This is a genomic window from Pseudomonas bijieensis (genome assembly GCF_013347965.1).
Lineage (GTDB): Bacteria > Pseudomonadota > Gammaproteobacteria > Pseudomonadales > Pseudomonadaceae > Aquipseudomonas > Aquipseudomonas bijieensis.
Map to the genome: position 1 here is coordinate 6,639,046 of NZ_CP048810.1, position 22,022 is coordinate 6,661,067.

Consider the following 22,022-nt stretch of genomic DNA (forward strand, 5'->3'; position numbering starts at 1 on the left):
TCATTTTCCGAAAGGTAGAACTGACATGAGTGACAATAAAAACGGCATCAAAGACCAGTTGATCACCGGTACAGAAAGTCTGCGTGTTTTCGAAGGGCTCAATCGCGGCATGTCACGTCGGCATGCCTTGCAAATGCTCGGGCTGGCGGGCGTGGCCGCAGCCGGTGCCGGCAGTCTGTTCGGCGCTGCCGGCAAGCTGCTGGCCGATGAACAGGCAAACCCCGGCAAAGGCAAGCCCGGCGGGCGTATCCGCGTGGCGGGTATCTCCAGTTCCACCGCCGATACCCTGGACCCGGCCAAAGGCTCATCGTCCACGGACTACGTGCGCCACTACATGTTCTACAACGGCTTGACGCGTTTCGACAGCCACATGGTGCCGCAACTGGAACTGGCCGAGCGCATCGACACCAGCGACGCCACGCTCTGGGTGATTACCCTGCGCAAGGAAGTGACCTTCCACAACGGCAAGGGCCTCACCGCCGCCGACGTGGTGTTTTCCCTGCTGCGCCACAAGGACCCGATCACCGGTTCCAAGGTCCTGCCGCTGGCCGAGCAGTTTGCCGAGGTCAAGGCCAACGGTACCCATGAAGTGCAGATACGCCTGAGCGGGCCGAATGCCGAGTTGCCTTCGATCCTGGCCATTTCCCATCTGCTTATCGTCCCCGAGGGCACCAGCGATTTCAGCCAGGGCATCGGCACCGGTCCGTTCAAGGTCAAGGAATTCAAGCCCGGGGTACGTTCGATTGGTGCGCGCAATACCAACTACTGGAAGCCTGGCCTGCCGTACCTGGACGAGATCGAATTCATCGGTATCGGTGACGAGCCATCGCGGGTCAACGCATTGCTGTCGGGCGATGTGCAGATCATCAACGAGGTCAACCCGCGCTCGACCACGCGCATCAAGGACAGCACCACCCATCGCGTGGTGGATTCGCCATCGGGCAACTACACCGACCTGATCATTCGCCAGGACCAGATGCCTGGCCAGAGCCCGGAGTTCACCGAGGCCATGAAGCTGCTGCTGGACCGGGAACAGGTCAAGTCGGCGATCTTCCGGGGTTTCGCCAGGGTCGGCAACGACCACCCGATCGCCCCCGGCGCACGCTTCTACAATGCCGATCTGCCGCAGCGGACCTACGATCCGGAAAAGGCCCGTTTCCTGTTGAAGAAGGCCGGCATGGAAAGCATCAGCATGCCGGTGATGTGCTCGCCGGCCGCCACCGGCTCGGTCGACGTTGCCGTGTTGCTGCAGCAATCGGCCAAGGAGGCCGGGCTCAAGCTCAACGTCAACCGCCTGCCCAGCGATGGCTACTGGTCCAACCACTGGGCCAAGCACCCGCTGAGCTTCGGCAACATCAACCCGCGGCCCAACGCCGACATGCTGTTCTCGCAGTTCTTCCAATCCACGGCGCCATGGAACGAATCCGGCTGGAAAAACGAACAGTTCGACCAGTTGCTGATACAGGCCCGGGGTGAAACCGACGAGGCCAAGCGCGGCAAGATGTACGCGGACATGCAGACCCTGGTGCATGAGCACAGCGGCATCGGCATCCCGGTGTTCATCAGCAACATCGATGGCGTCGACCAGCGTGTCAAAGGTTATGGCACCAACCCGCTGGGCGGTTTCATGGGCTATATGTTCGCTGAGCAAGTCTGGCTTGACGCGTGATGAGCGCGCTCTTGCGACGTGACATGGCACAAGGGGTAGGGTGATGAATAGCAACACACTGTGGTTGATCGGCCGACGCCTGGGCGCGGCGATCGTGACCCTGTTGATCGTCTCGATGGTGGTGTTCGCCATCACGGCGGTGTTGCCGGGCGACGCGGCGCAACAGTCCCTTGGACAGTTCGCCACGCCTGAGCAAGTGGCGGCCCTGCGGGTGAAGATGGGCCTGGACCAACCGGGTGTGTTGCGCTACCTGCACTGGTTGACCAGCCTGCTCAGCGGCGACCTGGGCGTGTCGGTCTCCAATGCTGTCCCGGTCACCGAGCTGATGGCGGGCAGGGTGCCCAGCACGCTGATGCTGGCGGCCGCCACGGCGCTGGTATCGGTGCCGCTGGCCCTGATCCTGGGCATCGGTTCGGCGATGGGGCGAGGTGGACGCATCGACGGCTTCATGAGTTTCTTTACCCTGATGATGGTGGCCGTGCCGGAATTTCTGGTCGCCACCCTGGCAGTGCTGATCTTCGCGGTGAACCTGGGCTGGCTTTCCGCGCTGTCCTATTCCAGTGAGATCACCTCGCCGCTGCAATTCATGCGCACCTATGCCTTGCCGGTCATGACGCTGTGCTGCGTGATCGTCGCGCAAATGGCGCGCATGACCCGGGCGGCAGTGATCGATCAACTGGACAGTCCTTACGTGGAAATGGCCCGTCTCAAAGGCGTGAGTCCGGTACGGGTGGTGCTGCGCCACGCCTTGCCCAACGCCATCGGGCCGATCGCCAACGCCATCGCCTTGAGCCTCTCCTACCTGCTGGGCGGGGTGGTGATCGTCGAGACGATTTTCAACTATCCCGGTATCGCCAGCCTGATGGTCGACGCCGTGACGAACCGCGACATGGCGCTGGTCCAGGCCTGCACCATGCTGTTTTGCACGGCGTACCTGACGTTGGTGCTGATTGCCGATCTGTGCGCGATCCTTTCCAACCCGAGGCTGAGAAACCAATGAACAATCCCATTGTGAAACCCCCGACCGCGGCGGTCGCTCTGGCGTTGGGCAAAGATGCTCACGGCTCGTCCTGGCTTGGACTGGTCGGCGCCGCACTGTGTGCAACCTGGTTGCTGGTGGCGATCTTCGGCCCGTGGCTGGCACCGCACCCGGTGGGCGAAGTGGTCTCCGACACGGTTTTCGGCAGCCTCAGCTCCGCTTATCCGCTGGGCACCGATTACCTGGGCCGCGACATGCTCAGTCGGATTCTGGTCGGCGCACAGTTCACCGTGGGCCTGGCATTGATAGCCGCAGTGTTGTCCAGTGGGCTTGGGACCAGCTGCGCATTGCTGTCGGTGGTTTCACCGAAATGGCTGGACGAGCTGATCAGTCGCCTGATGGACGCCTTCATTTCGATCCCGAGCAAGATGCTGGCGTTGATCATGGTCTCGGCGTTCGGTTCGTCGGTGACGTTGCTGGTGTGTACGGCCGTGCTGAGTTACACGCCGGGCGCGTTCCGGATTGCGCGCAGCATGGCGGTGAACATCGAGGCCCTGGAATACGTGCAAGTGGCCCGCACCCGGGGCGAACGGCGGCTGTACATCGCTTGCGTGGAAATTTTGCCGAACATGCTCAACCCGGTGCTGGCTGACCTGGGCCTGCGTTTTGGCTTCATCGTATTGCTGCTCAGCGGCATGAGCTTCCTCGGCCTCGGTGTGCAACCGCCGGACGCCGACCTGGGTTCGCTGGTGCGGGAAAACATCGGCGGCCTCAACCAGGGCGCGCCGGCCATCGTGATTCCGGCCCTGGCCATCGGCACCCTGACCATCGGCGTCAATCTGTTTATCGACCGCCTGTCTTCACGGCGCAGTCGACGTACGGGAGGCCATTGAGATGAGCGAATTGATCCGAGTCGAGAACCTGCGCGTGGTCGCCTGTGGCGAGCGCAGCGAGGTGGAGATCGTCAAGGGCGTGAGTTTCTCCCTGGAGAAAGGTGAAGTGCTGGCGCTGATTGGCGAGTCCGGCTCCGGCAAGACCACCATCGCCCTGGCATTGCTCGGTTATGCCCGGCGCGGTTGCCGCCTGGCCGGTGGCGTGGTGCAGATCGGCGAGCACGACATGCTGGCGTTGAGCGAAGGCGAGTTGCAAGGCCTGCGTGGCAACCGGGTGTCGTACATCGCCCAGAGCGCGGCGGCGGCGTTCAATCCGGCCAAGAGGATCATCGACCAAGTGGTGGAAGGTGCGCTGATCCACGGCCTGGGCAATCGGGCGACGCTCGAAGCCAAGGCCATCGAACTGTTTCGCGACCTGGCGCTGCCAAACCCCGAGCGCATCGGCCGGCGCTATCCCCATCAAGTCTCCGGTGGACAGTTGCAACGGGTGATGGCGGCCATGGCGCTGATCAGCGATCCGCTGCTGGTGGTGCTCGATGAGCCGACCACGGCCCTTGATGTGACCACCCAGATCGACGTGCTGCGGGCCTTCAAGCGTGTGGTGCGCGAGCGGGGTGCGACGGCGGTCTACGTCTCCCACGACCTGGCCGTCGTGGCACAGATGGCCGACCAGATCGTGGTACTCAACGGCGGGCAGATCTTCGAACACAGCGCCACTGCGCCGCTGCTCAAGGGCCCGGCCCACGCCTACACCCGCAGCCTGTTGGCGGCGGCGCGGCCGGACACGACGATTCGCCCGCCCTGCGGTGTGGCCGAAGACACGCCGCTGCTGACCATCCAGGGTTTGACCGCCGGCTACGGCAACAAGGATCAGCACGGCATGCCGGCGATCCGGGTGCTGGAAGGCATCGACCTGACCGTGCGCAGGGGCCAGGCCATCGGCGTGATCGGCGAATCGGGTTCAGGCAAATCGACCCTGGCGCGGGTGGTGGCGGGGCTGTTGAGCCCGGCCCTTGGCGGGCTGACCTTCGATGGCCAGCCACTGGGGGGCAGCCTGTCCGAACGCACGGACGAACAGTTCCGGCGTATCCAGATGGTGTTCCAGAACGCCGACACCGCGCTGAACCCGATGCACAGCATCAGCACCATCCTGAGCCGGCCGCTGAAGATGTATTTCGGCCTCAAGGGTGCGGCGCTGCGCGAGCGTATCGGCGAGTTGCTCGACCTGGTGCGTCTGCCACGGGAGTTGGCCGAGCGCCGCCCGAGCGAGCTCTCCGGCGGACAGAAGCAACGGGTCAACCTGGCCCGGGCGCTGGCGGCCAAACCGGATCTGATTCTCTGCGATGAAGTGACCTCGGCGCTGGATACCGTGGTCGGCGCGGCGATCCTTGAACTGCTGCGCGACCTGCGCCAGCAACTGGGGGTGTCCTACCTGTTCATCAGCCACGACATCTCCACGGTGCGGGCGCTGTGCGACGACATCGTGGTGATGTACAGCGGCCACAAGGTCCAGGCGGGCCCCCGGCAATCGTTCGCCCAGGCGCCGTTCCATCCCTACACCGACCTGCTGATCCACTCGGTGCCGGAGCTGCGCCAGGGCTGGTTGGAAACCTGTGGCGCCACGACCTGCGGCAACCTGCCAGCGTTGGGGGCCAGGGCCGATGTGCCGGGCTTGTGCACCTTCCTCAACCGCTGCCCGGTGCGGGTCGATGGCCTGTGCAACCACAGCGCGCCGCCTCGGCGAACCATCGATGGCGGCAGTGAAGTGCTCTGTCATCACGACAGCGCCGAGCTGCTCAAGAGCCAACAGGACTCAAACAGCATGATCGTGGGAGCCTACGCATGAATGCGCGTTTCGTGAGGTTGGCCGAACAGGGCCGGCCCATCGTCAAATTGACAGTCGATGGTGTTCCCATCGAGGCGTTGCAGGGCGACACGCTGATGGTCGCGTTGCTGACCCATGGCCCGGCGTTGCGCCAGTCGGAATTCGATCCGGGTAGCCGCGCTGGCTTCTGCCTGATGGGCGCCTGCCAGGATTGCTGGGTCTGGACTCGCAGCGGCGAACGCCTGCGGGCCTGCTCCAATGAAGTACGCGAAGGGCTGGACATCATCACTCAACAACCGGAGGCGATATGGCCACTGCGCGGCTGAACACCCATCGAGTCGTCATCGTCGGCGCCGGACCGGCCGGCGTCCGGTGTGCCCAGACCTTGGTGGCGGCGGGCTTCAAACCGATCCTGATCGACGAAAATCGTCGCGATGGCGGGCAGATCTACCGGCGTCAACCTGAAGGGTTCACCCGCAGCTACACGACGTTGTACGGCACCGAGGCGGACAAGGCCCGGGACCTGCACGAAAGCTTCGACCGCCTGCGCCCGCAGATCGACTACCGTCCCGACACCCTGGCGTGGAACCTGACGCCCGGGCAGTTGTGCTGTGTCAGCCAGGGGCTGCACACAACGGTGGACTATGACGCGCTGATCCTTTGCACGGGTGCCACCGACCGCCTCATGCCCATCGAAGGTTGGCAGCTGGGCGGCACCTACAGCCTCGGCGGGGCGCAGATTGCACTCAAGGCCCAGGCGGTTTCCATCGGCCACCGCGTGGTGTTCATGGGCAGCGGGCCGTTGCTGTACCTCGTTGCCAGTCAATACGTCAAAGCCGGGGCCACTGTTGCCGCGGTGCTGGACACCTCGCCCCTGGGCTTGCGGATCAAAGCCTTGCCCAAACTCATGGCGCGCCCGGGATTGCTGTTTACCGGCATGAAGCTGCTGGCCCAGCTGTATCGGGCGAAGATCCCGGTGCACCTGGGCATTTCGCCGCTGCAAGTGCTCGGTGAGGCGGTCACCGGTGTCAGTGGCGTACGAGTACGCACCGCGAACGGGGAAACCTTGACGGTGGCGTGCGACGCGGTGGCGCTGGGTTATCACTTGCGGCCGGAAACCCAACTGGCTGACCTGGCAGGCTGTCGCATGCGTTTCGACGAGGCCTCAGGGCAATGGTGGTTGGAGGTGGACGAAGAGGGCCGGACCTCGGTCAGCGGTGTCTACGCCGCCGGCGATGGTTCGAAGATCCGTGGCGCCGATGCCGCCGAGCATGCCGGGCGCCTGGTTGCCCTGGCGTTGTTGCGCGATCTGCAACTGCCGGTGGACGCCGCACAGGTCGCCGAGCAGCGCCAGGCGCTCAAAGTCATGGATGACTTTCGCCTCGGCCTGGCCCAGGCATTTCCCTGGCCCGCCGCGCAAGCCAAGGCCTTGCCGGACGAGGCCATCGTCTGCCGTTGCGAAATGATCAGCGCCGGCGAGTTGCGTCGCACGGTCAGCGAAAAGGGCGCCTGTGAAGTCAATCGGGCCAAGGCTTTCAGCCGGGTCGGCATGGGCCGTTGCCAGGGGCGCTATTGCTCCCAGGCCGGTGCCGAAGTGATTGCCGCGGCAGCGGGTGTCCCTGTGCAGGAGGTGGGACGCCAGCGCGGTCAGGCACCGGTCAAACCGCTTTCGATGCTCACTCGGGAGGTGGCGCCATGACGCTGAATAAAGCCGACGTAGTAATTGTCGGGGGTGGCTTGATGGGCTCGGCGGCGGCGTTTTTTCTGCGGCAGCGCGGGCAGTCGGTGATCCTGCTGGAGCGTGACCAGATCGGTCAGTACGCCAGCGGCGTGAATTTCGGCAACGTGCGGCGCCAGGGGCGGTTCCTCGGGCAACTGGAACTGGCGAACCGTTCCTGGGCGCTGTGGAAACGCCTGCCGGAGCTGATCGACGACGATCTGGAGTTCATCGCCAGCGGGCATATGCGCGTGTGCTATCGCGAGGATGAAATCCCCGAGCTCGAAGCTTATGCGGCGGCACCGGAGGCGGCGCAGCTGGACTTGCAGATCTATCGCGGCAGCGAGCTGCATGCGCGTTTTCCGTTTCTCGGCAAGGACGTCAAGGGCGGCTCCTATGCACCCCACGACGGTCACGCCAACCCGCGCCTGGCGGCCCCGGCGTTTGCCCGGGCGGCCCGACGCCTCGGTGCGCGCATCGAGGAGCGGACTGAGGTGGCGGAGGTGCAGAAGGTCGGTGATGGATTCAGCATCAGCACCACCGACGGTCGCCAGTTCAGCGCCGGCCAACTGTTGATTACCGCAGGCGCCTGGGGCCAGAAGCTTTCGGCTCAGTTCGGCGAGCCGGTGCCCCTGGAGACCAACGGCCCACAAATGGCCGTCACCGAACCGGTGCCTTATGCCTTGCCGACGGTGATCGGGGTGTACACCAAGATTCCCGAGGAGGTGATCTATTTCCGCCAGATCCCCCGGGGCAATATCGTCATCGGCGGTGGCTATCGCAGCAAGCCGGACATGCTCAACCGCCGGGCCTATGTCGAGCCGCGCAGCATCCTCAATCAACTGGACCAGATGCGCCGGTTGCTGCCGGGTGTCGGCAATCTCAACATCATTCGCGTGTGGAGCGGCATCGAAGGCTACCTGCCCGATTCCCTGCCGGTAATGGGCCCCAGTGGCAACGTCGACGGTTTGTACTATGCCTTCGGTTTCTGTGGTCATGGCTTCCAGCTCGGCCCGGGCGTTGGCGATGTGATGGCTGAACTGATCAGCACCGGCAGCACTCGAACTTCCATCGAGCCGTTCTCCATCCGCCGGTTCGCCCTTTCCGCCGAGCAACGGAGCAAGGCCTCATGAAACCCCGCGTGCTAGCCATTTTCGAACGCCTGCTGGCGTTTGAAACGGTCTCCTCAGAATCGAACCTGGCCCTGATCGAATACGTGCGCGAGCTGTTGCTGAGCAAGGGCATCGAGTCGCTGATCGTCAAGGATGAAAGCGGCAAGAAGGCCAACCTGTTCGCCAGCACCGGCCCGCGTGAATTGCCTGGGATCCTGCTGTCCGGGCACACCGACGTGGTGCCCGCGGCGGGGCAGGCCTGGACCGTCCCGGCGTTCCAGGCGACCGTGCGGGACGGGCGGGTCTATGGGCGTGGCAGTTGCGACATGAAGGGTTTCATCGCACTGGCCATCGACGCCATGCTCGATGCCGCCGACCATCCCTTGAACCGGCCACTGCAACTGGCGCTCTCCCACGACGAGGAGATCGGTTGCGTCGGTGTGCGTCGCTTGCTCGACGTGCTGCACCTGGCGCCGGTGCGGCCGTTTCTGTGCGTGATCGGCGAGCCGACCAACATGCAGTTCGTGCTTGGCCACAAGGGCAAGGGGTCCTATCGCACTTACTGTCGTGGCCTGGAGGCGCATTCGTCATTGGCGCCGCGCTCGGTCAATGCGATTCACGTGGCCTGCGATTTCATCGCCGCGCTGCGCCAGAGCCAACAGCAATTGCAGGCGCAGGGCGCCCAGGACGCGGATTACGACGTGCCCTACAGCACCGTGCATGTCGGGCAGATCGTCGGCGGCAAGGCACTGAACATCGTGCCGAACCTGTGCACCCTGGATTTCGAAGTGCGCAACTTGCCGGCCGATAACCTGGACTTGTTCCTGGAACAACTGCGTGAGCAGGCCGAAGCGATCGTGCGTGAAGCCAAGAAACTCTCCAGCGTCGCGGACATCGAGATCGAAACCCTGAACGTCTACCCGGGTCTCGACACCCATCCGAGCGTCGAGGCGGTGCGCTTCCTGAAAAACTTCGCCGCCCCCGACACCGGCACTGCCAAGGTCTCTTTCGGCACCGAAGGCGGCCTGTTCAAGCAGCGCCTGGATGTGCCCGTGGTGGTCTGCGGACCGGGCTCCATCGAACAGGCGCACAAGCCTGACGAGTTCATCGAAATCAGCCAGATGGAGGCGGGGGAGCGGTTTTTGGACGGGTTGCTGGGTTCCTTGAAAATCTAAGCCATACACTGAACAAAATGTGGGAGTACGCCTGTGGGAGCAAAGCTTGCTCGCGATGAACGATGACACGGTCTTGATCAATGTCGCCTGATGCACCGCAATCGCGAGCAAGCTTTGCTCCCACAGGGTTTGGTGTTTAGCCTGGGGCCTCGGTAGAGCCTGCCGTCCCACCTCGAAACTTCAGCATCCAACACTGCCCAAACCCCGCTTTCAGCATCCTGCCCCGTGGCATCTCCTTAGACTGGAATCACCTCGGAACAGGACGCGACCATGCTCAAGAATCAATTGAAAGACCCCAGCCTGTTGGCAGAACTCGCTTACGTCGACGGTCAGTGGATCGGCGCCGACAATGCGGCCACCCTGGATGTCATCGACCCGGCGACCGGTGAAGTGCTGGCCCGGGTACCGGCCATGCAAGGCGTGGAAACCCGCCGCGCCATCGAGGCCGCCGAGCGTGCCTGGCCGGCCTGGCGCGCGCGTCCGGCGGCTGAGCGTGCGGTGCTGCTGGAGCGTTGGTACCAGGCCATGATCGACAACCTCGACGACCTGGCGCTGATCATGACTCGGGAACAGGGCAAGCCGCTGAGCGAAGCCAAAGGCGAGATCCGCTATGGAGCCGGCTTCGCCAAATGGTTTGCCGAAGAAGCCCGCCGGGTTTATGGCGAAACCATTCCGGCGCCCAGTGGTGACCGTCGCTTGCTCACGCTCAAGCAACCGGTGGGCGTCTGCGCCGCGATCACCCCGTGGAATTTCCCCAATGCAATGATCACTCGCAAATGCGCACCCGCCCTGGCGGCGGGTTGCCCGGTCATTGTCAAACCCTCCGACCTGACGCCTTTGTCAGCCTTGGCCTTGGCCGTTCTGGCTGAGCGGGTCGGGATTCCGGCCGGGGTGTTCAACGTTGTCACCGGCCTGCCGGCCGGCATCGGCGAAGAACTGACCGGCAACCCGACGGTGCGCAAGATTTCCTTTACCGGTTCCACCGCAGTCGGGCGGCTGCTGATGCGCCAGAGCGCCGAACACATCAAGCGCCTGAGCCTGGAACTGGGCGGCAACGCACCGTTCATCGTGTTCGACGACGCTGACCTGGAGCAGGCGGTGGCCGGAATCATGCTCAGCAAGTTCCGCAACGCCGGCCAGACCTGCGTCTGCGCCAACCGCATCCTGGTGCAGGACGGCATCTACGAGCGCTTCGCCGCGCGGCTGGTGGAAGAGGTGGGCAAGCTCAAGGTCGGCAATGGCCTGGAGGCTGACGTGACGATCGGCCCGCTGATCAACCCGGCCGCCGTCAGCAAAGTCGCCCGGCACATCGACGATGCGTTGAGCCAGGGCGCGCGCCTGCTCTGTGGCGGTGTTCCCGAGGGCGACAGCCAGTTCGTCCAGCCCACGGTGCTGGGTGAGGCCCACGCCGGGATGTTGCTGGCCAACGAAGAAACCTTCGGCCCGGTCGCGCCGCTGATGCGCTTTACTACCGAGGAGCAGGCCCTGGCCCTGGCCAATGCCACGCCGTATGGCCTGGGCGCTTACTACTTCACCCAGGACCTGCGTCGTTCATGGCGCTTCGGCGAGGCGCTGGAGTTCGGCATGGTCGGGCTCAACACCGGGCTGATCTCCATGGAAGTCGCCCCGTTCGGCGGTATCAAACAGTCGGGCCTGGGACGCGAGGGCAGCAAATATGGCCTGGACGAGTACCTTGAAGTCAAAGCCTTCCATATCGGTGGGCTGTGATGCGGCCAGCGTTTGAACAGACATTAGGGAGCCATGATTGATGAGCAAACCATTTCGCATCGCCGCCATCGCCGGCGACGGTATCGGCAAGGAAGTCCTGCCGGAAGGGCTGCGAGTCCTGGAGCAGGCCGCGAAAAAGTGGCAGTTGTCGCTGGACATCGAAGTGCTCGATTGGGCCCACTGCGATTACTACCTGGAGCACGGGCAAATGATGCCCGCCGACTGGTTCGAACAGCTCAAGGGCTTCGACGCGATCTACTTCGGTGCCGTGGGCTGGCCGGACAAGGTGCCGGATCACATCTCCCTGTGGGGCTCGTTGCTCAAGTTTCGTCGTGACTTCGACCAATACGTGAACATTCGTCCGGTGCGCCTGTTCCCGGGTGTGCCGTGTCCGTTGGCCGGGCGCGAAGCGGGGGACATCGACTTCGTGGTGATCCGTGAGAACACCGAGGGCGAATATTCGTCGGTCGGCGGCAAGATGTTCGAAGGCACCGAACATGAGTTCGTGCTGCAGGAGTCGGTGTTCACCCGGCGCGGGGTCGACCGGATCCTCAAGTTCGCCTTCGACCTGGCCCAGACTCGACCGCGCAAACGCCTGACGGCGGCGACCAAGTCCAACGGCATCTCCATCAGCATGCCGTATTGGGACGAGCGCACGGCGTTGATGGCCGCGCAGTACCCGGATGTGCAGTGGGACAAGCAACACATCGACATCCTCTGCGCGCGCTTCGTGTTGCAGCCGGATCGTTTCGATGTGGTGGTGGCGTCGAACCTGTTCGGCGACATCCTCTCCGACCTGGGCCCGGCCTGCGCCGGCACCATCGGCATCGCCCCATCGGCCAACCTCGATCCGTTGCGGCGCTTCCCGTCGCTGTTCGAACCGGTGCATGGTTCGGCCCCGGATATCTATGGGCAGAACATCGCCAACCCGATCGCGATGATCTGGTCCGGTGCGTTGATGCTGGACTTTCTGGGTAACGGCGATGAGCGTTATCGCGCGGCCCATGACGGGATTCTCAAGGCCATCGAGCGGGTGATTGCCCAAGGGCCTATCACCCCCGACCTGGGTGGGCAGGGCTCGACCCAGGATGTTGGCCGGGCCATCGCCGACGCGCTCTGAGATTTAGCCAGGCACGGACGCCTGCCTCACCTGTGACCCCCTTTGCCCGCTCACACTGCGGGCTTTTTTTTTGCCGCCAGCTTCCCATCCACCCCAACTCCCCTGTGGGAGCGGGCTTGCTCGCGAAAGCGGTGGGTCAGCTTGCGATGCTGTTGGATGTACCGCCGTCATCGCGAGCAAGCCAGCTCCCACATTTGATCAGGGGTGTCCTTCGGCTTTGCGGCTAGCGCAGGTCCACTGTGGGAGCGAGCCTGCTCGCGATAGCGGTGGATCAGCTTGCGATGATGTTGGATGTGCCGCCGTCATCGCGAGCAGGCTCGCTCCCACATTTGATCTGGGACGCCCTTCGGTTTTGCGGCTGGCGCAGGTCCCCTGTGGGAGCGAGCCTGCTCGCGATAGCGTTGGGTCTGCTTGCGATGGTGTTGGATGTGCCGCCGTCTTCGCGAGCAGGCTCGCTCCTACATTTGATCTGGGACGCCCTTCGGTTTTGCGGCTGGCGCAGGTCCCCTGTGGGAGCGAGCCTGCTCGCGATAGCGGTGTGACTGTCGTACGCCGGATTATTTGACGACGTAGACCTTGCGTACATAGACGCTGCTCTTCCAGGCACACGGCGCATTCAGGGGCACGAACACCGTATCGCCAGTGTTGACCGTCAGGTTGCTGCCATCGGCGGCTTGCAGGGTGACGCTGCCTTCGAGCAGGTGCATCAATTCGTGCAGTTTGTGCGGTCGTGACCGGCGGGTGTAGGGCGTCGAGTCCCAGATGCCGATGCGCAGGTTGCTAGCCTCTTCGACAAACAGATTGTGGGAACGACATTGCGGTGGCGGGCTCAGCAGGATCTCGTCGTCGGGTGGCGCAGAGGGTGAGAGCAGGGTGTGGGCGGGGAGCGCCGTGAGCCCGGGATGAGGTTCTTCGACCAGTTGGGTGTCGGCGCAGAAGGCCCAGAGCGACCCGGGCTGCGCTTCGACCTTAAGCGCCGTCCCTCGACCGATCACCGTGCTTTCACCCGGCGTGAGCTGCAGCGTCTGCCCCTGACTGCGCAGGGTTACCGCGCCGGCATGCACCACGATCGTCTCACTGAAGGGATATTCATCGACGCTGAACCGTCCACTCGCGCGGACCACGCCGGCCGCCATGCCATCCGCCCCGGCATAGGCAATGAGTCGGTCGAATGGATCCTTGGCTGCCAGTGAGCCCGGCGTGAATGGGGTTGAAGCTAGGCCGCCATCGGCGTGTGCCAACAGCACTGGGGTGGGTTCGAGCATGAACATGATTCTCCGGGGAAGCGTTGAAAAGAATGTGGTTCGTTTCAGCCAATGGCCTGGGTCACCGGCGCAAATTGCCGAACCGCGCCGGTAGCCTGCGGCGGCGTGCCCCGTGCCATTTGGGCGACGGTGTCGACCTGCTTGAGCCCGACCTCTTCCAGCCAAGGGGCCAGGCCACTGTTCGAGGGGATGTCGATGCGAACGAATGCGTCCGGCACTTCGGCCAGCAGCACGGCGATCAGGTGTCGGGCCTGTTCCAGGTTCTGGGCGATGACCGGGCCAATGCAGCGGCCACGGCCGAAGGGGCGCAGCAGGGCGAAGGCGCACAGGTGACCGTCGCGCTCGATACCCACTGAATGTTCAACGACGTCGAACAGGTCATTGAGTACGACAGTGCGCTCCAGCCCGCTCCCGGCATTGGCCAGTTCGATCAACTCGGCGCGGTCGGCTTCGCCCAGCACGCGGCAGCTTTCGCCGGCGGCCAGTTCCTGCGGGGCCGGCACTTGCGCGTGCCCTTGATGCTGCTGGATATGCCCAAAATCGACGAATCCCTGGCTGGCATACAGCGGGGCACCGGCCAGCGTCGCGTTGAGAATGGCGGTGCGCGATCCGCAGGCCTCGATGGCCAGTTCCATCAGTTTGCGACCGATGCCCTGGCCCTGGTACTTGTCGTCGACGATCACCAGGCCAATGGTGGCGTAGTTCCCCTGGGCGCAGGTGAACGCCGTTCCGATCAAACGGCCCTGGTCTTCCACGACAAACCCCTGGGCGACGCGCTGCAACATCGCCCAGTCTTCCAGGCGATGGGGCCATTTCAACTGCACGGACAAGGCATGGGCCGCAGGCACGTCGGTGGCGGTCATGGCGCGATAGAAGTAAGTAGGGCGTTGCGAAATGGACATGGCAGATCACCATAAAATAAGGGACAAAATCGGGTGGATTTGTGCGCTGAAAGTCTGTGTATCTCACCTGCAACCGGGCCTGGCAAGCGTGGCAAATCGATTCGGTATCTTCCGTAAGCAACGGCTCTGCCGGCCACATTTCTTGCTCAAATCAGACGTTTGGCCAGCAGTAAATACCGGCGCGGTTTTTCGCCGTTCAGATCGAAACCAACGGCCACCGAGGGCTCAATAGCTGCGCTCACGGTCAACCAACCCAAGCATCGATTCGCCTCGTTGATGCCGGCGAATATTCTCCAGCAACACGCCAAATGCACTCTCGGGTTGGGTCATCGCTGCGATATGCGGGGTCAGCAGTATCTGCGGGTGATGCCAGAAAGGATGCTCCGGCGCTGCCGGTTCCTGTTCCAGCACGTCGAGCACTGCGGCGCTGAGTTGGCCGTCGGCGAGTGCTTCAAGCAGATCCGCTTCCACCAGATGCCCACCCCGGCCCATGTTGACCAGCGCCGCACCCTTGGGCAGTTGCTGGAATAGCTGGCGGTCGAGGATCCCTCGGGTCTGCTCGGTCAACGGCAGGACGCACAGGACAATGTCGCACTGGCCGAGAAAGGCCGGCAATTGCTCGTCGCCGGCAAAGCACGCGACCCCATCGAGGCGATGCTCGCTGCGGGCCCAACCCGACAAGGCAAAGCCAAAGGTCTTCAAGGTGGCGAGTATCTGCCGCGCCTGCAAACCCAGGCCCATGACGCCCACCCGGCGCTGGTGCGCGGGCACCAGGCGATGTGCCTGCCAGCAGCGTTCGGCCTGTTGCTGGCGATAGCGCAACATGTCCCGGTGCAGGCTGAGCACGGCGAAACTGGCGTACTCGCACATGCCCTGGCTGATGCCCGGGTCGAGCAGGCGCACCACCGGCAGCGTTGTTGGCAAGCGACCGAGGTCGAGCTGATCGACACCGGCTGACAGGGCGAACAGCACCTGCAGATTCGGCAACAGCGTTTCGAGCTCGTCCGGGGCCTGCCAGGCTGCCAGGTACTGGATATCCCGCGGGTCGCCAATGTCTGGCCAGGCACGCCATTCGATGTCCGGCGCGTGTTCGGCGAACAGGCGCCGCCAGTGTTCGCCGCGTACCGGGTCAGCTTTATAGAGCAGGGCCATGGGTCACTTCTCGCCTGAAATCAAGGAGCTCCTAGCATGCCTCAACGCCAGAGCAGGATCTGTCGAAAGGGCTTGCCTAGCAGCATCAGGCTGCGTTGCAAGGCGCCTCCTGCGGCAGATTCCATGGGAGTGGAATGCCTCTGGAGGATTCTGCTGTTTGCCGGGGTGTAAACAGTCGATCCGGATTTCTCAGCGGCCAAGTTCGGCTTAGACAATCGCGTCGAACCCTTAACCTGTGAACACACCGCAACCGCTTCCTGGGGGCGAGGCTCACGATGGGAAATGCCATGAACAGTAAAGTCGAAGAAACTCCAAGTCTGCTCCGTCAGCGTGATCGATTCGTGCCACGTGGCCTGGTCACCGCTCACCCGTTGGTCATCGACAGGGCCCAGGGCTCGGAGTTGTGGGATGTGGACGGCAAGCGCTACCTGGACTTCGTCGGCGGCATCGGTGTGTTGAACATCGGCCACAATCATCCCAAGGTCGTCGCTGCGGTGCAGGCCCAGTTGCAGAAAGTCTCCCATGCCTGCTTCCAGGTGGTGGCCTACAAGCCTTACCTGGACTTGGCCCAGCGCCTGTGCGAGATGATCGGCGGCCAGGAGCACTACAAAGCAGCCTTTTTCACCTCCGGCGCCGAGGCGGTGGAAAATGCCGTGAAGATCGCCCGTGCCCACACCAACCGCTCGGCGGTGATCGCCTTTCGCGGTGGCTTCCATGGCCGGACCTTGCTCGGCACCACGCTGACCGGCATGAGCCAACCGTATAAACAGAATTTCGGTCCGTTCGCGCCGGAGGTCTTCCACACCCCGTACCCGAATGCCTATCGCGGTGTCACCAGCGCGATGGCGTTGCAGGCGCTGGACGAGCTGTTGGCCACCCAAGTGGCGCCCGAGCGGGTCGCGGCGATCATCATCGAGCCGGTGCAGGGCGATGGCGGTTTCCTGGCAGCACCCGCCGAATTTTTGCAGGGCCTGCGCGCATTGACGCAAAAGCATGGCATTGTGTTGATTCTCGATGAAATCCAGACCGGTTTCGGCCGCACCGGCAAATGGTTCGGTTTCCAGCACGCGGGCATTCAGCCGGACCTGGTCACGGTCGCCAAGAGCCTGGCCGGTGGCTTGCCGCTGTCGGGTGTGGTCGGCAAGGCCGAGATCATGGACGCACCGCTGCCCGGTGGCCTGGGCGGCACCTACGGTGGTAACGCGCTGTCGTGCGCGGCGGCGTTGGCGGTGATCGAGGCATACGAGCAAGAGCAACTGCTGGCCCGTGGCGAAGTTCTGGGTGAGCGTCTGCGCCAGGGCCTGTTGCGCCTGCAAGCGCGCTACCCGCAGATTGGCGATGTGCGCGGCAGCGGTTTCATGTTGGCGATCGAATTGGTCAAGCATGACGAGGCACGCACCCCGGACGCCGACCTGAACCAACGCCTGATCGACGAAGCCCGCGCCGGTGGCTTGCTGGTCATCAAGTGCGGGGTGTACCGCAACGTCTTGCGCTTCCTGGCACCGTTGGTCACCAGCGAAGCACAGATCGACGAAGCGTTGCAGATTCTCGACGCCGCACTGGCCCGGGTCGTGGGCTGAAACGCCTGGCATGGGCGTTTGCCAAGGCAAGCGCCCATGCCACTAATGGAGCGCGAGTGATGGACATCATCGGAGGCTTTACCCATGAGGCTGACTGAATATCGAGCGTTGTTGATCGACTGCGATGAGGTTCTGGTGGATCGCGACGCTGGCGTCTGGACGGCCTTGCAGCCGCTATTGGAAAACCATGTCGACTCACCGGACAAGACCCGGGTTCTGGCCGAGTTCGACGAGGTGCTGCGGGCCCTGTATCCGCGCTTCGGCGAGCTGGGCTTCAGTGGGTTGCTGTGTTTCGCTCACCGCCAGTTGGCTGAACGCTGGAAGCTCAAGGTCAGTTGGGAGGAGGGCATGAGCTTTGCTCGTTCGGCCGCCGGCTGGACGCTGTTCGAGGATGCGCCAGGGGCGATGCTCTACCTGCGCAAGTTCTATCGCCTGCTGGTGCAGGGGGATCGTGATGCCGAGGACCGGGGTGCCCTGTGCGAGCGCCTGGGCATCGAGCCGGATGATTTCATTTCCCTGGCGAGCGACCCGTTGCAGGATCGCGATTGGTTGCTGGCCAACGATCTGGATGCCGAAGCTATCCTACAGATAACCCGTCCTGGCGCCCGTCCACGGGAGGTCGGGGCGGTTTGCCTGATCTGCCGAAGCAGCGAAAACCCGTCCACGCCCTGTGCGGCGGACTATTGCATCAACAGCATGGCTGATCTGGTGGCTCAGCATCAGCTGTCCTTACGACGCTGATTTTGTTAGAAGATTGTCTTACGAACGGCAGGCAAGAGGTATGCGATGGAAGGTTTAGCGAAACTGGACCGGATCGACATCAGCATTTTGGTAGAGCTTCAAAAAGACGGTCGCATGACCAACGTCAGCCTGGCCGATGCCGTGGGCTTGTCCGCCAGCCCATGCCTGCAACGGGTCAAACGGCTGGAGTCGTTGGGGTACATCTCCAGCTACAAGGCCCATCTGAACCTGGCCAAGATCACCGACTCGGTGACGGTCTTCACCGAAGTCACCCTGAGCGACCACAAACGCGAGGACTTCGCCAAGTTCGAATCCAACATCCGCCTGGTGGATGAAGTACTCGAATGCCACCTGATCAGCGGCGGCTACGACTACCTGGTGCGGTTCATGACCCGCAGCATCCAGGACTATCAGGACGTGATGGAAAGCCTGTTGGACAAGAACATCGGCATCTCCAAGTACTTTAGCTACATCGTCATCAAGTCACCGGTGCGCAAGGACGAGATTCCGTTGCGCAAGTTGTTGCGGCATTGAAGCCGAGACCTATCCAGGAACAACTGTGGGAGCAAGCTCGCTTGTATGTTTAGACTTGAAGGGGTGGGCGGGACTAAAAGCTCGATTCCGACTCTAGCCAGTACGGACCGTGGGAGACTTCTCGTTCCGCCCTTTCTACCTAAAGCGCCGATAAGGAATTCATCGGTAAAACCGACGATAGAGGCAAGCCAGCGCAAAGGTAGACCCCGACAAGCACCTAAACCCTAGCTCCGAGGATTCGTCATGACAATCCTTAACTCACCAACGGTTATTGGTATCGATGTAGCGAAGGCCGAAATCGTCGTTTACCGCGAAGACCTGAAAATCACTCAAGCCATCGCCAACCACCGCGAAGCTCTTGGCCGGTGGCTCAAAACGCTACCAGCCCAAAGCTCGATTGCGCTGGAAGCCACCAGCTTTTATCACCTGGACACAGCTGAGCTGGCCCATGGAATGGGGTTTCATGTTTACGTTGTGGATCCTTATCGGGTGGCCCATTACCGTGAAAGTATTGGGCTGCGGGCTAAAACTGATCCTTGTGATGCGCGTTTGCTGGCTCGGTATCTAACGAACGAGCAAGCAAGGCTGCGTATCTGGAGCCCACCTCCAGAAGCCTACAAAGTGTTAAAAAACCTGCTTAGAAAACGTGCGGCACTCATCAAGGCCCGCGTCAGTATCGTGCTGAGTTTTTCGAACGAACCGTGTCTGAAGGACATCTTGGCCCGGCAGTTGGAGGTCTTCAAAGAGTCCGATCAGGCCATTCAGAAACTAATGCGTGAGGCCAGCCAAGCGGCAGGGATCACTGAAAACATCAACCGCTGCAAAGCCATCGAAGGGATTGGTGAACTGACGGCCATTGGCTTGGCGACCGCATTCATGCGCGGTCACTTTGTCAGTGGCGATGCATTCATTGCTTTCTTGGGGATGGATTTGCGTCCAAAAGATTCAGGAAGAAGCACAGTCCTCGTCACTTGAGCAAAAAGGGACGGGGAGCTACGACGCCTGGCGCACAACGCCGCGATGGCGGCCTGTCGGTCTCCTGCCTGGAAACCTTACTATGAGGCCTTCTTGGCACGAGGCCTGGCCAGAACTCAGGCCTTGGTTATCCTCGCCCGCAAGTTGTGTCGGGTAGCATTCGCCCTGATGAAAAATCAGAGCGAATACCAACCAAATTCACGGTTGCAGGGTTCCCCTGCAACATAGAATCTCCCACACCTGATCTCTGGTGTACGCAACCCCTGTGTCCACCGCCAACCCTTGTGGGAGCGAGCCTGCTCGCGATGGCGGCGGATCAGAAACATGGATGCTGGCTGACACTCCGTTATCGCGAGCAGGTTCGCTCCCACAGGGGATGCCTGGTGGCGGGGGCTTGCTTTATTCCTGGAGGAACTTCAGCAGATCCTGGTTGAGACGGTCCTTGTGCGTCTCGGTCAAGCCATGCGGCGCGCCAGGGTAGACGATCAGTCGAGCGCCCTTGATCAGCGCAGCCGAGGCCCGACCCGAAGCATCGATGGGCACGATCTGGTCGTCATCGCCATGAATCACCAGGGTTGGCACGTCGAACTTCTTCAAATCACCGCGAAAGTCGGTAGCCGAGAATGCCGCGATCGAGTCATAGGTATTCTTGCTGCCACCTTGCATACCCTGCACCCAGAACGACTGGATCAGCCCTTGGGATGGCTTGGCACCCTTGCGGTTGTAGCCGTAGAACGGACCTGAGGCGATGTCCAGGTACAGCTGCGAACGGTTCTCCAGGGACGCCTTGCGCAGGCCATCGAACACCTCGATAGGCAAGCCGCCGGGGTTGCTTTGCGTCTTGAGCATCAACGGTGGGACAGAAGAGACCAGGACGGCTTTCTTCACTCGGGCGGTACCGTGCCGGCCGATGTAACGTGCCACTTCACCGCCTCCCGTGGAGAAGCCCACCAGCGTGACGTCCTTCAGGTCCAGGGCTTCAATCACCGCCGCCAGGTCGTCGGCGTAGTGATCCATGTCGTTGCCTTCCCAAGGCTGGCTGGAGCGCCCGTGACCGCGACGGTCATGGGCTACCACGCGATAACCCTTCGAGGCGAGGAACATCATCTGGCCTTCCCAGCTGTCGGAGTCCAGCGGCCAGCCGTGGCTGAAGGTCACGACCTGGCCATCGCGCGGGCCCCAGTCCTTGTAGTACAGCTGGACGCCATCCTTGGTGGTGATGTAGCTGGCGGACTGGACCACGCTGCCGACAGCAGATGCGCTGGCAGGGGCCTGGACAGGCGACGCGGCCTCGGCGCTGAGGGTGGCCAATGCCAGGGTCGCGACAGCGAGGGTGCGGTTGAATGTGTTCATCGTTTCTCTCTCCATAAGGTCGGTTTGATCTGCGGCGATCGTCGTCGATCGCGTTGGTGGGCAGATTAGAGAGAGAGGTCGAGGACGAGAACGGCGCGGGTATCGATAGCAACTATCAGAAAATTCGAATAGCTGCGTTTCGCTTCGGTTGCGGTGAACCAGCCGTCAACCCAAAGAAGGCATCGGCCCCAGCGAGTGCAAGACCCACATGACCGCCGCCACCGCTGCCAGCACTGCGACCACAATGCTGATCAGTACCCATTTCAGGATTTTCCGCCCTTTCGACGGCTGGGACCTTGGCGCATGTGCCTCTACCGTGTAGTGAATTTCCCCGGCGCATCGAGGGCAAGCAGCGGTGTCGTAAGGGAGGAGAGAGCCGCATTGATCACAGTTTGTCATGTCGTCACTTCGAGGCTCAAAGGAGGGGTAGCCCTGTATGGGCTTGTAGAAGCGGACCGAAAGTGTGTGGCGTCGGTTGCTTAATATTTGTAGACGATGCCCAGCCTGCCCATGATTTCCAAGGCGTTGACCAGGCCCAGACCGTTCATGGGCAGGCAGGCGAAGGCCTGGTATTCGTCGAAGTGCGTGCCAATGGCCAACAACTTCAAGTCATGGGCCTGCAGTTGGACATTGAAATACTGCAGTAGCGCACGCTCCCAATCGTTGGCGCGATTGATGGTGTCGATGGTTTTACGTTCAGGCGCAGGGATTTCAATGCCCAGTTGCCGCAACGGGGCGAGGGCATTGACCGCATCGACTCCGTAGGACGACCACTCCTTCCATTCGAACTCCGCCAATTGATTGGCCTCGGTGAGCGCTGCCGCGACTTGCGTCCAAGCCCAATCCCATTGCCCGGTAGGCGCGGGGATGGCCTGAATGAGCGCCTGCGCGAGGTCCTCGTCGAACAGGCAATCGAACAGATCGGCCAGGGTATCGGCCAAATCGGGCTGCGACCCTTGTCCCTGGGTGTCGAGGTCGTGGCTCAAGCGCTGCCACAGACTGCCCAGCTCGTCCCAGTCCTCGTCGTCCATGTCGTCATCGATCACCTGGGCCTTATGGCCGCGCAGGTAGTCGTCCAGCCGCGTCTTGCGCACACGTACGCTGCCCTCGACGAGATCGACGTCATAGCTGCGGTAATCCAGGTAGTTGGTCTGGAAAACGATGCGGTCAGGAAATACCTCATGGGCGAGGCTTTCCTCTGCATCAAAATACGACGCGCCTTCGAAGTCGCCATGGGCGGCGATGATGCGTTGGAACGACAGTGGGTCGATTGGATTCATAGGGGCTGGGTCACAGGGAGGA

The 22,022-nt window shown here is 62.4% G+C and carries 18 protein-coding genes and 1 pseudogene; 14 read left to right on the forward strand and 5 right to left on the reverse strand.

Features of this window, described 5'->3' with window-relative positions:
- Positions 1–25: 25 nt before the first annotated feature.
- From GN234_RS29525 to GN234_RS29570, 10 genes are all read left to right on the forward strand, one after another.
- The gene (locus GN234_RS29525) at positions 26–1,669 is read left to right on the forward strand and encodes an ABC transporter substrate-binding protein (RefSeq protein ID WP_116832815.1); all 1,644 of its coding nucleotides are present in this window, start codon (positions 26–28) and stop codon (positions 1,667–1,669) included.
- Positions 1,670–1,712: 43 nt separating this feature from the next.
- Positions 1,713–2,669, forward strand: a complete 957-nt coding sequence (locus tag GN234_RS29530) for an ABC transporter permease (protein ID WP_116832814.1) — start codon at positions 1,713–1,715, stop codon at positions 2,667–2,669.
- On the forward strand, positions 2,666–3,541 hold the full coding sequence (locus GN234_RS29535; RefSeq protein WP_176689490.1) for an ABC transporter permease: 876 nt from the start codon (positions 2,666–2,668) through the stop codon (positions 3,539–3,541). Before GN234_RS29530 ends, GN234_RS29535 begins: the two co-directional genes overlap by 4 nt.
- 1 nt (position 3,542) lies before the next feature.
- The gene (locus tag GN234_RS29540; RefSeq protein ID WP_176689491.1) at positions 3,543–5,387 is read left to right on the forward strand and encodes an ABC transporter ATP-binding protein; all 1,845 of its coding nucleotides are present in this window, start codon (positions 3,543–3,545) and stop codon (positions 5,385–5,387) included.
- A complete protein-coding gene (locus tag GN234_RS29545) occupies positions 5,384–5,692 on the forward strand; it encodes a (2Fe-2S)-binding protein (protein WP_116832811.1) in 309 nt (102 codons plus the stop codon). The genes GN234_RS29540 and GN234_RS29545 overlap by 4 nt, the downstream gene beginning before the upstream one ends.
- Entirely contained in the window at positions 5,674–7,065 is a 1,392-nt protein-coding gene (locus tag GN234_RS29550; protein ID WP_116832810.1) for an FAD/NAD(P)-dependent oxidoreductase, read from the forward strand. Before GN234_RS29545 ends, GN234_RS29550 begins: the two co-directional genes overlap by 19 nt.
- Entirely contained in the window at positions 7,062–8,216 is a 1,155-nt protein-coding gene (locus tag GN234_RS29555; RefSeq protein WP_109755487.1) for an NAD(P)/FAD-dependent oxidoreductase, read from the forward strand. Before GN234_RS29550 ends, GN234_RS29555 begins: the two co-directional genes overlap by 4 nt.
- Positions 8,213–9,370: an acetylornithine deacetylase gene (gene argE / locus GN234_RS29560; RefSeq protein WP_163857996.1), complete on the forward strand. Its 1,158-nt coding sequence runs from the start codon at positions 8,213–8,215 to the stop codon at positions 9,368–9,370. Before GN234_RS29555 ends, argE begins: the two co-directional genes overlap by 4 nt.
- Positions 9,371–9,640: 270 nt before the next feature.
- The gene (locus tag GN234_RS29565) at positions 9,641–11,098 is read left to right on the forward strand and encodes an NAD-dependent succinate-semialdehyde dehydrogenase (RefSeq protein ID WP_116832807.1); all 1,458 of its coding nucleotides are present in this window, start codon (positions 9,641–9,643) and stop codon (positions 11,096–11,098) included.
- A gap of 40 nt (positions 11,099–11,138) precedes the next feature.
- Entirely contained in the window at positions 11,139–12,218 is a 1,080-nt protein-coding gene (locus GN234_RS29570; protein ID WP_176689492.1) for a tartrate dehydrogenase, read from the forward strand.
- A 557-nt stretch (positions 12,219–12,775) separates the two neighbouring features.
- Here the strand turns inward: GN234_RS29570 and GN234_RS29575 are convergent.
- The 3 genes from GN234_RS29575 to GN234_RS29585 all read right to left on the reverse strand — a co-directional run bounded on the left by GN234_RS29575 (position 12,776) and on the right by GN234_RS29585 (position 15,537).
- The gene (locus tag GN234_RS29575; protein ID WP_163859005.1) at positions 12,776–13,483 is read right to left on the reverse strand and encodes a cupin domain-containing protein; all 708 of its coding nucleotides are present in this window, start codon (positions 13,481–13,483) and stop codon (positions 12,776–12,778) included.
- A gap of 44 nt (positions 13,484–13,527) precedes the next feature.
- Complete coding sequence (locus GN234_RS29580; RefSeq protein ID WP_176689493.1) at positions 13,528–14,385, reverse strand: GNAT family N-acetyltransferase; 858 nt, start codon at positions 14,383–14,385, stop codon at positions 13,528–13,530.
- Between the two features lie 225 nt (positions 14,386–14,610).
- Positions 14,611–15,537 carry a 2-hydroxyacid dehydrogenase gene (locus tag GN234_RS29585; protein WP_109755479.1) on the reverse strand — a complete coding sequence of 309 codons (927 nt, stop codon included), beginning with the start codon at positions 15,535–15,537 and terminating at the stop codon, positions 14,611–14,613.
- A gap of 287 nt (positions 15,538–15,824) precedes the next feature.
- Between GN234_RS29585 and gabT the strand changes: the two genes are divergently transcribed.
- From gabT to GN234_RS29605, 4 genes and pseudogenes are all read left to right on the forward strand, one after another.
- Positions 15,825–17,117 carry a 4-aminobutyrate--2-oxoglutarate transaminase gene (gabT, locus tag GN234_RS29590; RefSeq protein WP_109755478.1) on the forward strand — a complete coding sequence of 431 codons (1,293 nt, stop codon included), beginning with the start codon at positions 15,825–15,827 and terminating at the stop codon, positions 17,115–17,117.
- Positions 17,118–17,201: 84 nt separating this feature from the next.
- On the forward strand, positions 17,202–17,858 hold the full coding sequence (locus tag GN234_RS29595) for an HAD family hydrolase (protein ID WP_176689494.1): 657 nt from the start codon (positions 17,202–17,204) through the stop codon (positions 17,856–17,858).
- A 45-nt stretch (positions 17,859–17,903) separates the two neighbouring features.
- Positions 17,904–18,392: an Lrp/AsnC family transcriptional regulator gene (locus GN234_RS29600; RefSeq protein WP_003203167.1), complete on the forward strand. Its 489-nt coding sequence runs from the start codon at positions 17,904–17,906 to the stop codon at positions 18,390–18,392.
- Positions 18,393–18,635: 243 nt separating this feature from the next.
- Positions 18,636–19,595 (forward strand): annotated as a pseudogene (locus GN234_RS29605) (IS110 family RNA-guided transposase).
- 171 nt (positions 19,596–19,766) lie between these two features.
- Here GN234_RS29605 and GN234_RS29610 read toward each other — a convergent pair.
- Both GN234_RS29610 and GN234_RS29615 read right to left on the reverse strand, forming a co-directional pair.
- Complete coding sequence (locus tag GN234_RS29610; RefSeq protein ID WP_109753374.1) at positions 19,767–20,720, reverse strand: alpha/beta fold hydrolase; 954 nt, start codon at positions 20,718–20,720, stop codon at positions 19,767–19,769.
- 479 nt (positions 20,721–21,199) lie between these two features.
- Complete coding sequence (locus GN234_RS29615) at positions 21,200–22,000, reverse strand: DUF6630 family protein (RefSeq protein WP_116832803.1); 801 nt, start codon at positions 21,998–22,000, stop codon at positions 21,200–21,202.
- Between the last annotated feature and the right edge of the window lie 22 nt (positions 22,001–22,022).